This window comes from Halomicrobium sp. HArcel3, assembly GCF_058933135.1.
Map to the genome: position 1 here is coordinate 397,561 of NZ_JBZYDN010000002.1, position 13,488 is coordinate 411,048.

At 61.7% G+C, this 13,488-nt stretch carries 7 protein-coding genes, 2 tRNA genes and 3 rRNA genes; 9 read left to right on the forward strand and 3 right to left on the reverse strand.

What is annotated here, in order from left to right; all coding sequences use genetic code 11:
* The first annotated feature begins 127 nt into the window (after nt 1-127).
* Complete coding sequence (locus AC5FRV_RS07735; RefSeq protein ID WP_493560524.1) at nt 128-3,004, forward strand: glycosyl hydrolase; 2,877 nt, start codon at nt 128-130, stop codon at nt 3,002-3,004.
* A 113-nt stretch (nt 3,005-3,117) separates the two neighbouring features.
* Entirely contained in the window at nt 3,118-3,309 is a 192-nt protein-coding gene (locus AC5FRV_RS07740; protein WP_493560525.1) for a hypothetical protein, read from the forward strand.
* A gap of 9 nt (nt 3,310-3,318) precedes the next feature.
* Here the strand turns inward: AC5FRV_RS07740 and AC5FRV_RS07745 are convergent, their stop codons facing one another.
* From AC5FRV_RS07745 to AC5FRV_RS07755, 3 genes are all read right to left on the reverse strand, one after another.
* Nucleotides 3,319-3,813 carry an RDD family protein gene (locus AC5FRV_RS07745; RefSeq protein ID WP_493560526.1) on the reverse strand — a complete coding sequence of 165 codons (495 nt, stop codon included), beginning with the start codon at nt 3,811-3,813 and terminating at the stop codon, nt 3,319-3,321.
* A 69-nt stretch (nt 3,814-3,882) separates the two neighbouring features.
* Nucleotides 3,883-4,935 carry a quinone-dependent dihydroorotate dehydrogenase gene (locus AC5FRV_RS07750; protein ID WP_493560527.1) on the reverse strand — a complete coding sequence of 351 codons (1,053 nt, stop codon included), beginning with the start codon at nt 4,933-4,935 and terminating at the stop codon, nt 3,883-3,885.
* Between the two features lie 57 nt (nt 4,936-4,992).
* Nucleotides 4,993-5,190 carry a hypothetical protein gene (locus AC5FRV_RS07755; protein ID WP_089819168.1) on the reverse strand — a complete coding sequence of 66 codons (198 nt, stop codon included), beginning with the start codon at nt 5,188-5,190 and terminating at the stop codon, nt 4,993-4,995.
* A 237-nt stretch (nt 5,191-5,427) separates the two neighbouring features.
* Between AC5FRV_RS07755 and AC5FRV_RS07760 the strand changes: the two genes are divergently transcribed.
* The 7 genes from AC5FRV_RS07760 (at nt 5,428) to AC5FRV_RS07790 (ending at nt 12,088) form a co-directional block, all read left to right on the forward strand.
* Complete coding sequence (locus AC5FRV_RS07760) at nt 5,428-5,739, forward strand: non-histone chromosomal MC1 family protein (protein WP_089819170.1); 312 nt, start codon at nt 5,428-5,430, stop codon at nt 5,737-5,739.
* A gap of 792 nt (nt 5,740-6,531) precedes the next feature.
* A 16S ribosomal RNA gene (locus AC5FRV_RS07765) occupies nt 6,532-8,004 on the forward strand.
* A gap of 110 nt (nt 8,005-8,114) precedes the next feature.
* Nucleotides 8,115-8,186: transfer RNA gene (locus AC5FRV_RS07770), tRNA-Ala, on the forward strand.
* A gap of 207 nt (nt 8,187-8,393) precedes the next feature.
* Nucleotides 8,394-11,315: ribosomal RNA gene (locus AC5FRV_RS07775) — 23S ribosomal RNA — on the forward strand.
* 124 nt (nt 11,316-11,439) lie between these two features.
* Nucleotides 11,440-11,561 (forward strand): 5S ribosomal RNA (gene rrf / locus AC5FRV_RS07780).
* The 16S, 23S and 5S rRNA genes sit together here with 1 tRNA gene alongside, the layout of an rRNA operon.
* A 142-nt stretch (nt 11,562-11,703) precedes the next feature.
* Entirely contained in the window at nt 11,704-11,961 is a 258-nt protein-coding gene (locus AC5FRV_RS07785; protein WP_493560528.1) for a DUF5789 family protein, read from the forward strand.
* A gap of 51 nt (nt 11,962-12,012) precedes the next feature.
* A tRNA-Cys gene (locus tag AC5FRV_RS07790) sits at nt 12,013-12,088 on the forward strand.
* Nucleotides 12,089-13,488: the final 1,400 nt, after the last annotated feature.

The following is a 13,488-nucleotide window of genomic DNA, read 5'->3' on the forward strand; positions in this document are numbered from 1 at the left end:
CCCGCCACCTCGGCGCTCGGCGTTCCTGTCGTTCACTACCCGAGTGGTGAGTGGAAATATGTCATCTACGCGTCTACTCTTCCGGACGCGTCCGGCCCACGACGCGGTCGGGGGCGCGACACCAACCATGTCCGATCATTCACCGCGAACGCCGTCGGGAGACGGCGACGAGGGGGGACAGACGACGACCGAACGCGACGAGGCGAGAGCACGCGACGGACCGGGGGAGCGCGACGAGGCGAAGGAACGCGACAAGGCGAGTAAACACGACGGGGCCGACGGGCCCGAGGGGTTCCGCCTGGGCCGGCGCGACTACGTGAAGGCGCTCGGGGCCGCCGGCGCGGCCGGGCTCGGCGCGACGGCGAGCGTCGGGAGCGTCCAGGCGGCGCCGGTCGGCAACGGGAGCTACGCGACCGGCCTGCCGGCGGGGGAATCGGAACCACAGGGAGCGATCTACACCACCGCGAACGTCTCGGGGCCGGTCCAGACGAACGACTGGTGGTCCTCGGTGGCGTGGACGGGGACTGGCGAGAACCTCTTCTGGCACCCGGGCTACGGGAACCCGACGGAAACCGGGCTGGAAGTCGGTTACCCGTCGGAGTGGTCCTTCCCGGCGTCGGACGCCGTGCTGGGCTACGCGGCGGACTTCGCGCTCGGCCACGCCGGCGGGACGTTCGCCGACGTGCGCGTCGACGGCTGGAGCGACTGGGGGGTCGACCTGCGATGGGGGGCGGGCACGGGAACGACGCTCGACGTCACCCTCGTCCAGGGGTCGCCGTTCGTCTACGCCGAGTACGCCGGCGGCGGCGCGGAACTCGACTTCGAGGCGGCGCCGTCGGTGTGGGCCGACCGGGGGAACGTCCTCGGCGTCAGCGTCGACGGGACCCACTACGGCCTGTTCGCGCCCGCGGGAGCGACCTGGGGCGGCGTCGGGAGCGCCACGCTCACGAACGACCTTGCGGGGACGAACGGGTCGGGCTACCTGACGGTGGCCATCCTCCCGGACGACGCCGGGTCGACGCTCGACGAGTTCGCTCGCTACGCGTACAACCACGTCACCGACACGCGCGTGGAACCGACCTACGACCGGGCGAACGGGCGGGTGTCGACGACGTTTTCGTTCACCACCGACGACAAACCGGAAAGCGCCGGCTCGGGAACCATCACGGCGCTGTACCCACATCAGCACAAGTACACGGACGTCTCTTTCGCGCCGTACACCTACGAGTGCGCTCGCGGGACGATGAAGACGGTCACGGGGTCCTCGTTCGAGACGAGCTACGACTTCCCGGGGGTCCTGCCGGGGCTCCCCGACGAGGGAAGCTACGACCGGTCGCGACTTGCGGGCTACGTCGGCGACGTCGCGGAGACCATCGACGATTCCCAGGGGTCGGGCACCTACTGGACGGGCAAGAACTACGGCCGGCTCTCGAACGCCGCGGTCATTGCGGACCAGCTCGGGGAGACGGCGAAACGCGACGGCCTCCGCGGGACGATGCGGGCCGAACTGGAGAACTGGCTCACCGCCGACGACGGCGAAGCAGCGGACCTGTTCTACTACAACGACAACTGGGGGACCCTCGTCGGCTACCCTGACTCCTTCGGCTCCGCCGGCGACCTGAACGACCACCACTTCCACTACGGTTACTTCGTCCGCGGCGCCGCCGAACTCGCCCGGCAGGATCCCTCGTGGGCCGACGACGCCAACTGGGGCGGGATGATCGAACTGCTGATCCGGGACTACGCGAACTGGGAGCGTCCGTCAGGCGCGCAGGACCCGGCGAACGATCCGGCCGGATCCTTCCCCTTCCTGCGGACCTTCAGTCCCTATGCCGGGCATTCCTGGGCCGCCGGGTCCGCGGAGTTCGGCGACGGCAACAACCAGGAGTCCTCCTCGGAGGCTATCCAGGCCTACGGCGCGATGGTCCAGTACGCGACGTACACCGGTAACGACGAACTGCTGGAGTGGGCCGTCTACCTCTACGCGACGGAGGTGACGGCCGCGCTGGAGTATTGGTTCGACGTGGCCGACGAGAACCACCCCGACGGCTGGGACCACGACACCGCCGGCATCGTCTGGGGGAGCAAGCTCTCCCACGCGACGTGGTTCTCCGGCGACCCCGAGGCCATCCACGGCATCAACTATCTCCCCTTCGACGGCCACTCGTTGTACCTGGGCTGGCACCCCGACGCCGCCGGACGGAACTACGACGAACTTGTCGCCGAGAACGGTACCGACTTCGACTACTGGGCCGACATCGTCTGGAACTACCGGGCGTTCTCGGACCCGGACGACGCCGCCAGCATGTTCGAGGCCCAGGCCGGCAGTTACTCGCCGGAGTTCGGCGAGACGAAGGCCCACACGTACCACTGGATATACAACCTGCTCGAACTCGGCAGTCCCCGCCGTGACGTCACGGCCGACCACCCGCTCGCCCACGTCTTCGACGACGACGGCGACCTGACCTACGTCGCCTACAACGGCGGCGACACCGCCACGACCGTCACCTTCTCCGACGGCACGAGCCTGTCGGTCCCCGCGAATTCGTTCGCGACCCGAACCGGTGACGGGAGCGGCGGTGGCAGCGGCGACGGTGGAACCGGGGGCGACGACGGTGGCACCGGTGACGGTAGCGATGGCGACGACGGTGGTAGCGACGACGGTGGTAGCGGCGGCGGGGATGGAAACGCCGATAGCGGCACGACGGACGACTTCTCGTACGCCGTCAGCCGGATCAGCGGCGCCGACGGCGTCGAAGACGAGCTCCGCTTCGAGTATGTCTCGAACGTCGACTCGAACTGGGTGGACGTCCACTACACCGTCGACGGCGGGACGCAGTACAACTACCGGATGAACAACCCGAGCGGCGACACGCACGCGCTCGAGACGACGCCGGGGTACGTCGTCGGCGACTTCTCGGCCGGTGACGTGATAGACTACTACTTCACCTACGAGGTGGACGGCGCCGCGACAGACTCCGGGTGGTTCTCGGTGACGTACTGACGGGCGCTCTGACCCCGCCGCGGCGAGCGATTCCGCTCGCCCCTTCTCGCCGCCTGTTTCCCGACCGGCGGCTTCGACAAGAACTATAGCGCCCGGCCGTCACCCACGGACCAATGAGCACTGAATCGACACTGGAACGGTTCTCCCGGAAGGGTCGGCGGGTCCTGTTCGTCATCATCGGCATCTTCCTGCTCGTCGCCGGCGGTGGGCTCTACATCGCCCTGCAGATCGGGCCGCTGCAGGCCGTCGTCTACGTCCTGGGGATGTCCGCGCTGACGGGGTTCCTGTTCCCGCGGCTGGTCTGACCGTACTGGCTACTCGCCGGGGCGGACGTACTCGACGCCCGCTGGAATCTCGTTGTCCTCTGGCACCCTGACGACGATGGTCGAGGAGAGTTCGTTGAACAGCCTGACGTACTCGTCCTCCATGGCGATCCAGCCGATCAGCAGGTCGAGCGGGAGGAGAAACGCCTTCCCGAAGCTCTCGATGGCTGCGGTGAGGTAATCGATGTCCTCACCTCGCTCGTCGGTGACGGCGATATCGAGCACCATCTTGCCGGCGGACTGTCCCTGGTACCCTTCGAGGGCCGTCCAGTAAATCCAGAGGCCGAAGCCGTTGACGCCGAGGAACGGCGAGACGACGACGCTCCCGGTGAGCACGGAGAAGACGCCGACGACCTCGCCGAACGCCGAGAGCACCACGCCGACGAGGATGACGTCGATGAGCCAGGCCCAGAAGCGGTCGTCCCACGAGGCGAGGTGAATTTTCCTTGTGGCGCCGGTCGAACTGTCTTCGGCGTCGGGTTCCATACGACGACTGCGTCGGCCGAAACAATCAGTGTTGGCCCGCAACGGGCGCTGTCGGCGGTCCCTTCCCGGTCACAGGTCCGCGCCGACCGCGTCCTCGACGGAGTCGAACCCGTCTCGTTCGAGGAGTTCGAGCAGGCCCTCGTTGATCTCCCGGGCGATGGAGGGGCCCCGATAGACGAGCCCCGTGTACAGTTCGACCACCGAGGCGCCGGCCCGGATCTTCCGATAGGCGCCCTCGGCGGTCGAGACGCCGCCGACACCCACGACCGGGACGTCGACGCGTTCCGCACAGAAGCGGACCATCCGCGTGGCCTCGTCCTCGATGGGTTTGCCCGAGAGGCCGCCCTCTTCGACCCGGTTGTCGCTGCGGAGCGAACTCGGCCGTTCGGTGGTCGTGTTCACTGCGACGACGCCGTCCAGGTCGAGTTCGGTGACGAGGTCCAGGGCGTCCTCGGCGGCGGGCTCCGGGAGGTCCGGCGACAGTTTCACGAGCAGCGGGCCCGCACCCGCGTCTTTGAGCTCCGAGAGCACCGCGCGCATCGCGCCCTTGTTCTGCAGTTCCTCGAATCCCTGGGAGTTCGGGCAGGAGACGTTGACGACGAAGAAATCTCCTCCCGCTGCGACCTGCTCGTAGGTCTCGCGGTAGTCCGCGGGGGCGTCGTCGGTGCCGACGTGTTCGCTCTTGGCGATGTTGACGCCTACTGGCACGGGCGCGTCCGTGCGTGCGAGACGGTGACCGACGACGTCGGCGCCGTGGTTGTTCAGCCCCATCCGGTTGACGATGGCCTCGTCCTCGCGCAGACGGAACATCCGTGGTCGGGGGTTGCCGTCCTGGGGGACCGCCGTGACGCCACCTACTTCGACGAAGCCGAAGCCGAGTGCAGCCAGGGCGCCCGGGATCTGGGCGTTCTTGTCGAAGCCAGCAGCGACGCCGACAGGGTTGTCGAAGGACTGGCCGAACACCTCGACGGTGAGGCGCGAGTCCTCGACGACGTATCGGTCGGCCAGTGCCGCGGCGATCGGCGTCCCGTCCGCGACGTCGAGCAGTCGGTGGACGATCCGGTGGGCGGTTTCGGCCGGCAGCGAGAACAGGAGTGGTTTCGCCAGGTCGTACATGGTCATGTGACTAGAGGTGGGCGCCGTCTGCCCGGCGGTGCGATTCGCTCGTCGGTCGTGGGGTCAAAACTCGTGTTCGACGTCGTCTGGGTTGGCTTTCTGGATGATTATCTTGTTGTCTCGTACCCGGACGAACACCTCGTCGCCGATGTCCATACCGGCGACCGCGAGTTCGTCCTCGTGAATGTTGATGTGGACGTTGTGGTACTCGCCGTCCTCGTCTTTGGCGCCACTCGGACTGAGCTTCTTCTTTCGCACCATCGCGCTATCCTATTCCGTGCTTCGCCGTAGGATATACTTAAGTCTACCGTGCCCGGTTCCGTCACCACGGCGAACGAGTGCGCGCGCGCGGTCGAACACCCGGAATCTAGGGGTGAGATCGGCCGTGATATGGTCTCCGATACCATCTGGTATATAAGCGTACCCCACGAGGGCGCCCGTATCTGGGGGTATATTTATATGGGGTCATGTAATGAATTGACACGGAGCGGTAAAACCATGGCACGCAACGAGGACAAGCGCAATTTCGCGCTCCGAACTTCGGACGGTGACGAAACGAGCGTCTTCTCGGGTGGGACACCACGGCAGGCTGCGCTGAAGGCAGCCCGTCGACTCGACCCCGCTGACAGCGAAGACGACGCAGACGAACAGGAGCTTCGCCTTCGCGAGAAGGGTACCCGCAAGGTACACATCTACGAGGGCTGGGCCTGGGTCGAAGAGGCACCCGACGACAAACCCGACTGGATGCCCGGCGACATCACGAAGGGCAACGTCTCCAAGCAGGGCGTCGAGCACCTCGACGAGATTTAGACCGACGGCGCTTCGTCTATTTTTCACCACCCACCGAGCCACGGCGTTCCAGCGGGACGCGTGCCGGGAGACATATACGACTCCGTCGTGCACCCACACGTGCGCGGAATCACTCAGTCCGACCAGACGCACACCGCGCGGGATGACCGACTGGCCTCCAGCCGCGCAACATCTTCTGCACACACAGCGCGTTCTCGAGAGGACCTGATCCGTGAAACGAAACCATGGGTACGCGTACCGCATGAAATCGGCTGCCGTGGGCGAGTTCGTTCGACGCGCTTAAGTAACAACCTCCCATCGGATTGAGTACGAAGCGGCGCGGGGCAACCGAGCCCTGCCGGGCTTCACACCGATGCCGCCTCGACGGTCGAGGCGAGCACCGATCCGACGCCCTTAAGTGTAACAGGGCGCTCGGATTGGACGCGAAGGTCGTTCTCGTCCCGCGGTTCGGGGCGAGACGAACTCCGGTGCCCTTAAGTGTAATAGGGCACTCGGATATGACGCGAACGAAGTCCGGCCGGGGCGGCGTGCCCGCGGCCGACAGGACCAGCCGACGAGTCGAGATCCGTCGGGCGTCTTCCGAAGCCCTTATGGGGGATTCGGAACAACGTTCAGGTCCGAAGAAATGAGGATTCCACCCCTGCGGTCCGCCGTACAGATGGGATCTGATGTTAGCCTTGGTAGTTCGGTGACACTCGGTCGACGAGTGTCGTCGGACGCATTTCGATAGCGACCACGTCCACGGGTAACAGTGGACGTGATCCCGCCTAACCTCCCTGCTCTGCAGGGAACATTCCGGTTGATCCTGCCGGAGGCCATTGCTATCGGAGTCCGATTTAGCCATGCTAGTCGCACGGGCTCAGACCCGTGGCAGATAGCTCAGTAACACGTGGCCAAACTACCCTACAGATCGTGATAACCTCGGGAAACTGAGGCTAATAACGAATACAGCTCCCAGATTTGAACATCGGGAGCTGGAAACGTTCCGGCGCTGTAGGATGTGGCTGCGGCCGATTAGGTAGACGGTGGGGTAACGGCCCACCGTGCCGATAATCGGTACGGGTTGTGAGAGCAAGAACCCGGAGACGGAATCTGAGACAAGATTCCGGGCCCTACGGGGCGCAGCAGGCGCGAAACCTTTACACTGCACGACAGTGCGATAAGGGGACTCCGAGTGCGAGGGCATATAGTCCTCGCTTTTCTGTACCGTAAGGTGGTACAGGAACAAGTGCTGGGCAAGACCGGTGCCAGCCGCCGCGGTAATACCGGCAGCACGAGTGATGGCCGCTCTTATTGGGCCTAAAGCGTCCGTAGCCGGCCAGACAAGTCCGTTGGGAAATCGACGCGCTCAACGCGTCGGCGTCCAGCGGAAACTGTCTGGCTTGGGGCCGGAAGACCTGAGGGGTACGTCCGGGGTAGGAGTGAAATCCCGTAATCCTGGACGGACCACCGGTGGCGAAAGCGCCTCAGGAAGACGGACCCGACGGTGAGGGACGAAAGCTAGGGTCTCGAACCGGATTAGATACCCGGGTAGTCCTAGCTGTAAACGATGCTCGCTAGGTGTGGCGCAGGCTACGAGCCTGCGCTGTGCCGTAGGGAAGCCGTGAAGCGAGCCGCCTGGGAAGTACGTCTGCAAGGATGAAACTTAAAGGAATTGGCGGGGGAGCACTACAACCGGAGGAGCCTGCGGTTTAATTGGACTCAACGCCGGACATCTCACCAGCACCGACAGCAGTAATGACGGTCAGGTTGATGACCTTACCCGACGCTGCTGAGAGGAGGTGCATGGCCGCCGTCAGCTCGTACCGTGAGGCGTCCTGTTAAGTCAGGCAACGAGCGAGACCCACACTTCTAGTTGCCAGCAATACCCTTGTGGTAGTTGGGTACACTAGGAGGACTGCCGCTGCCAAAGCGGAGGAAGGAATGGGCAACGGTAGGTCAGTATGCCCCGAATGTGCTGGGCAACACGCGGGCTACAATGGCCGGGACAATGGGATGCGACACCGAGAGGTGGAGCTAATCCCCTAAACCCGGTCGTAGTTCGGATTGCGGGCTGAAACTCGCCCGCATGAAGCTGGATTCGGTAGTAGTCGCGTGTCATTAGCGCGCGGCGAATACGTCCCTGCTCCTTGCACACACCGCCCGTCAAAGCACCCGAGTGAGGTCCGGATGAGGCCTGGATTCCCAGGTCGAATCTGGGCTTCGCAAGGGGGCTTAAGTCGTAACAAGGTAGCCGTAGGGGAATCTGCGGCTGGATCACCTCCTAACGATCGGGACCAGGCCGACGCGCCTGGCCCACCTTTGGCTGCGTCCGGAGACACCCGTCGACCGGGCACCTTTGAACTACCGAGGCTAACACTTGCGGACCTGACGTCGGGCCCATAGCTCAGCGGCAGAGCACCTCCTTTGCAAGGAGGAAGCCCTGGGTTCAAATCCCAGTGGGTCCATGTGCCGGACCAGCCGAAACCGCTCCCCTTAAGTGGGTGACGGCGCTTCGACTGGTTACGGAGAACCGATGCACCATCCCGTGCAAGCGCGGATGGGAAGGGTCGATGCGCCCAGTTAGACCACTTGGGCTGCATATGAAACCGTGTGTACGTGCGATCCAGGCGTCCACTGGACTCGTTCATTCGAGTCACAACGTTAGAAGTATCTAGAAGTTGGCTACTATGCCAGCTGGTGGATGGCTCGGCTCGGAAGCCGATGAAGGACGTGCCAAGCTGCGATAAGCCTACGGGAGCCGCATGGAGGCGAAGAACGTAGGATATCCTAATGGGAATCCCCACCGCAATTGCTTCGCGCAATGGGGAACGCCGGGAATTGAAACATCTCAGTACCGGCAGGAAAAGAAAGCGTAATGCGATGTCGTTAGTAACCGCGAGTGAAAGCGACGCAGCCCAAACCGAAGCCCTCACGGGCAATGTGGTGTTCGGGCTACCTCTCATCGGACGACCGTTTTCGTGAAGTCTCCTGGAAAGGAGCGCGATACAGGGTGAAAGCCCCGTAACGAAGACCAGTAATCCGTGCGGTAGTTCCAGAGTATCGGGGGTTGGAAATCCCTCGTGAATACGGCAGGCATCGACTGCCAAGGCTAAACACTCTCCGAGACCGATAGCGAAAAAGTAGCGTGAGCGAACGCTGAAAAGCACCCTCAGAAGGGAGGTGCAATAGGGCCTGAAATCAGTTGGCGATGGAGCGACGGGGCATACAAGGTCCCGTACAAAACGAACGAGACGCGAGTCTCCAGTAGGAAGTACGGGAAGCCGATGTTCCGTCGTACGTTTTGAAAAACGAGCCAGGGAGTGTGCCTGTTTGGCGAGTCTAACCCGATCATCGGGGGAGGCACAGGGAAACCGACATGGCCGCAGCGCTTTGCGCAAGGGCCGCCGTCTTCAAGGGCGGGGAGCCAAACGTGCACGACCCGAAACCGAGTGATCTACACGTGGACAAGGCGAAGCGTGCCGAAAGGCACGTGGAGGCCTGTTAGAGTTGGTGTCCTACAATACCCTCTCGTGATCTTCGTGTAGGGGTGAAAGGCCCATCGAACTCGGAAACAGCTGGTTCCAACCGAAACATGTCGAAGCATGACGTCCGCCGAGGTAGTTCGTGGGGTAGAGCGACCGATTGGGATGCTTCACTCCGAGAGGAGTGAACTTCCCTGTCGAACTCCGAACCTACGAACGCTGTCGACGCGGGCAGTCCGGTGCGCGGGGTAAGCCTGTGTACCGTAAGGGAGACAACCCAGAGCTGGGTTAAGGTCCCCAAGTGTGGACTAAGTGTGATCGAAGGTGGTCTCGAGCCCTAGACAGCCGGGAGGTGAGCTTAGAAGCAGCAATCCTCTAAGAAAAGCGTAACAGCTTACCGGCCGAGGTTCGAGGCGCCGAAAATGATCGGGACTCAAGTCCACCACCGAGACCTAGCCGTTCCCCTCACAGGGAAATCGAGTAGGTTGGCGCTCCAATTGGATGGAAGCAGGGGTGAGAATTCCTGTGGACCGATTGGTGACGACAATCCTGGCCATAGTAGCAGCGATAGTCGGGTGAGAATCCTGACGGCCTAATGAGCAAGGGTTCCTCAGCACTGTTCGTCAGCTGAGGGTTAGCCGATCCTAAGTCTATCCGTAATTCGAAATAGACGAAATGGGAAGCTGGTTAATATTCCAGCGCTCGTATGCAGTGAAACCGACGCCTCGGGGTCGACCAAGCCGGGCCTTCGCCCGGTCGAACTGTCCAATTCCGTGGAAGCCGTAATGGCACGAAGCGGACGAACGGCAGGATAGCGCAAGTTGGTTCAACCTGGGGCCCGTGAAAAGGGAGCATACGATCCGTACCGAGATCCGACACAGGTGCTCATGGCGGCGAAAGCCAAGGCCTGTCGGGAGCAACCGACGTTAGGGAATTCGGCAAGTTAGTCCCGTAAGTTCGCGATAAGGGATACCTGCTCAGGAGATGAGCAGGTCGCAGTGACTCGGACGCTCCGACTGTCTAGTAACAACATAGGTGACCGCAAATCCGCAAGGACTCGTACGGTCACTGAATCCTGCCCAGTGCGGGTATCTGAACACTCAGTACAATGAGACGAAGGACCCGTCAACGGCGGGGGTAACTATGACCCTCTTAAGGTAGCGTAGTACCTTGCCGCTTCAGTAGCGGCTTGCATGAATGGATTAACGAGAGCGTCACTGTCCCAACGTTGGGCCCGGTGAACTGTACGTTCCAGTGCGGAGTCTGGAGACACCCAAGGGGAAGCGAAGACCCTATGGAGCTTTACTGCAGGCTGTTGCTGGGACATGGTCGCTAATGTGCAGCATAGGTAGGAGCCGTTACACAGGTACCCGCGCTAGCGGGCCACCGAGGCATCAGTGAAATACTACCCGTTAGTGACTGTGACCCTCACTCCTGGCGGAGGACACCAATAGCCGGGCAGTTTGACTGGGGCGGTACGCGCTCGAAAAGATATCGAGCGCGCCCTAAGGCCATCTCATCCGGGTCAGAGATCCGGAGAAGAGCGCAAGAGCAAAAGATGGCTTGACAGTGTTCTTCCTAACGAGGAACGCTGACGCGAAAGCGTGGTCTAGCGAACCAATTAGCCTGCTTGATGCGGGCAATTGATGACAGAAAAGCTACCCTAGGGATAACAGAGTCGTCACCCGCAAGAGCACATATCGACCGGGTGGCTTGCTACCTCGATGTCGGTTCCCTCCATCCTGCCCGTGCAGCAGCGGGCAAGGGTGAGGTTGTTCGCCTATTAAAGGAGGTCGTGAGCTGGGTTTAGACCGTCGTGAGACAGGTCGGCTGCTATCTATTGGGTGTGTCATGGTATCTGACGGGAACGTTCGTATAGTACGAGAGGAACTACGAATGGTGGCCACTGGTGTACCGGTCGTCCGGAAGGGCGCTGCCGGGCAGCCACGCCACACGGGGTAAGAGCTGAATGCATCTAAGCTCGAAACCCACCTGGAAAAGAGATACCGCTGAGGTCTCTCGTAGAAGACGAGTTCGATAGACTCGGGGTGTACGCACCGAGGTAACGAGGTGTTCAGCCCGCGAGAACTAAACGACCGAAGCCACCACTTATACCGCATTGTGACTCATTTGAACGAGTCCAGGCGCTATCTGGATCGCACGTACACATGGTATCGACCGACCGATACTGGTCTCCAGCTTTGCTGGAGCGTGGTTCGATTCCACGAATCGGCGTTAAGGCGGCCATAGCGGCGGGGCGACTCCCGTACCCATCCCGAACACGGAAGATAAGCCCGCCTGCGTTTCGGTGAGTACTGGAGTGTGCGAACCTCTGGGAAACTCGATTCGCCGCCTGCCACTCATACTTGGCGTCCCTATCGGACGCCCACTTTCAACCCTCGAACAGCCACTGCGCTGTTCGGGGGTTTTCGTCGTTTATTACCGGCCGGTAGTTATCGCTCGGCCAACATCTATACTCGCTGACCGCGTAGCGGTAGCCATGACGAGAGAGGTCAAACTCAACGAACTCGGCGTCGCGTTCGAAGGACTCCAGTTCCCCGTCGAGCGGGAAACGGTCGCAACCGAACTCGACGACGTGGTCCTTCGCTACGCCGACGGTGAGGAACCGCTTCCGGACGTACTCGACCGCGTCGAGGCTCGGTCCTTCGGCGACCGCGACGAACTGGAAAACGAGATCTACAACACGCTGCCGGTAGAGGCCGTGGGCGAACCCGGCCAGTCGGAGGGTGAGGGATAGCCCCGCGGGTATCGCAACGCATAAATCCGCCCACCGAGGAATTTCACCCGCGCCAAGGTGGCAGAGTCCGGCCGAACGCAGCGGCCTGCAGAGCCGCCCATCGCCGGTTCAAATCCGGCCCTTGGCTTCTTTGCCGCGAACAATTCGTGAGCGGCAAGCACCAAATGGGTGGATTTGAACTCTGGGACGATCGAAGCGAAGTCCCTCCGGTTCAAATCCGGCCCTTGGCTTCCTGCGACGAACGAACACGAGGAGCGGAAGCCACGCCGGTTTGAATCCTGGAAGTCGCAGCGCCCGAGTGAAGCGAGGGCGACCGTCTTCCTCCGGTTCAAATCCGGCCCTTGGCTTCCTGCGACGAACGAACGTGAGGAGCGGAAGCCACGCATGCGTACGCCGACGTCGATTTCCCTCACCTGGAGCTGTGATGGCTGCTCTCACGGCGGATCACTGCCCGCGTCGAGCGGTGTCACCGATTCGACGTGGGAGGTCACAGGTCAGAGCTTCAGAACGATCTGCGTCACGAATTTCGCGTACGACTGCTGGATACACGAGTCCTCGACTTACCGACGCCGCGAAGGAGACGACGAGATGAAACTCGTCGACTCTCCGTCCGACGCACCAGGCTACGGATTCTCCGAAGGCACCGACGTAGTCGCATCGGCACGTTGCGTCGACCACGATCCTGATCGGGTCGACAGGTGACTCGGGGATCTGTCGTGACCGATGTTTGAATGGGTCTCGATATTTATCTGATATCTGTACAATTACGTGTCCTATTTTAATGTTGACTCATACGGGAAGATCACAGATGAACATATAGAATTCGTAGAAATCGGACACTGTAACGGTGGAACACGGCCTGATTCCGCGGTGCACCACGAACGAAAATGAGTTCTCTCGATGAACTCCTGTTTTACACGGGGTTGGCCGAGAAATTCGTTTCGAGGGAGGCTATCCACTGCGGAATCAATCGAACGAGCGGGAATTCGTTCGGTACGGGAACGCCACCGTTAGTAGCACGTATCGCTCACGAGGTTGGCCCATCATGGTCTTTCAACACGACGTGAGTCGACGACCTGGTGTCTCTGGATTGGAGGTCGGTGTATTGTACCCAGTTGTGGCGGGGAGCTGTACTGGCAAGTACCATAGATATCTATTTCAAATGCAGTAAAGAAAACTGATACTATGGTGAATTCACGTGGGCGCAGGAGTCCACCGATTGGGGTGTCGTATCCCAATACAACGACCCGGGTCGATCCGGTCGATATTACTACCGCGGCGAGATTTGTGACATCGGTTTCGTGAAATTTGGCTGTCTTTCTCCCTCGCTTTTCATCAGATACGACGCGGATGGGTGAACGGTTTCTACGATTACTCGGCACTCCCTGAGGGTTCGAGCATCACACTTCTCACTCGGCGACCGATACCACGACAGTCACCGGTTGGTGGCGACGGTACCGGGCTACGACGCTCTCTGTGTCCGGTGGTTTGCGACTATCCTGCGGTTATTTCGGACGGTATGCTGGG

Excerpts from the sequence above, each read along its gene's own strand:
- AC5FRV_RS07735 (WP_493560524.1), top strand. The coding sequence starts at position 128 with ATGTCCGATCATTCACCGCGAACGCCGTCGGGAGACGGCGACGAGGGG.
- AC5FRV_RS07740 (WP_493560525.1), top strand. The coding sequence starts at position 3,118 with ATGAGCACTGAATCGACACTGGAACGGTTCTCCCGGAAGGGTCGGCGG.
- AC5FRV_RS07745 (WP_493560526.1), bottom strand. The coding sequence starts at position 3,813 with ATGGAACCCGACGCCGAAGACAGTTCGACCGGCGCCACAAGGAAAATT.
- AC5FRV_RS07750 (WP_493560527.1), bottom strand. The coding sequence starts at position 4,935 with ATGACCATGTACGACCTGGCGAAACCACTCCTGTTCTCGCTGCCGGCC.
- AC5FRV_RS07755 (WP_089819168.1), bottom strand. The coding sequence starts at position 5,190 with ATGGTGCGAAAGAAGAAGCTCAGTCCGAGTGGCGCCAAAGACGAGGAC.
- AC5FRV_RS07760 (WP_089819170.1), top strand. The coding sequence starts at position 5,428 with ATGGCACGCAACGAGGACAAGCGCAATTTCGCGCTCCGAACTTCGGAC.
- AC5FRV_RS07785 (WP_493560528.1), top strand. The coding sequence starts at position 11,704 with ATGACGAGAGAGGTCAAACTCAACGAACTCGGCGTCGCGTTCGAAGGA.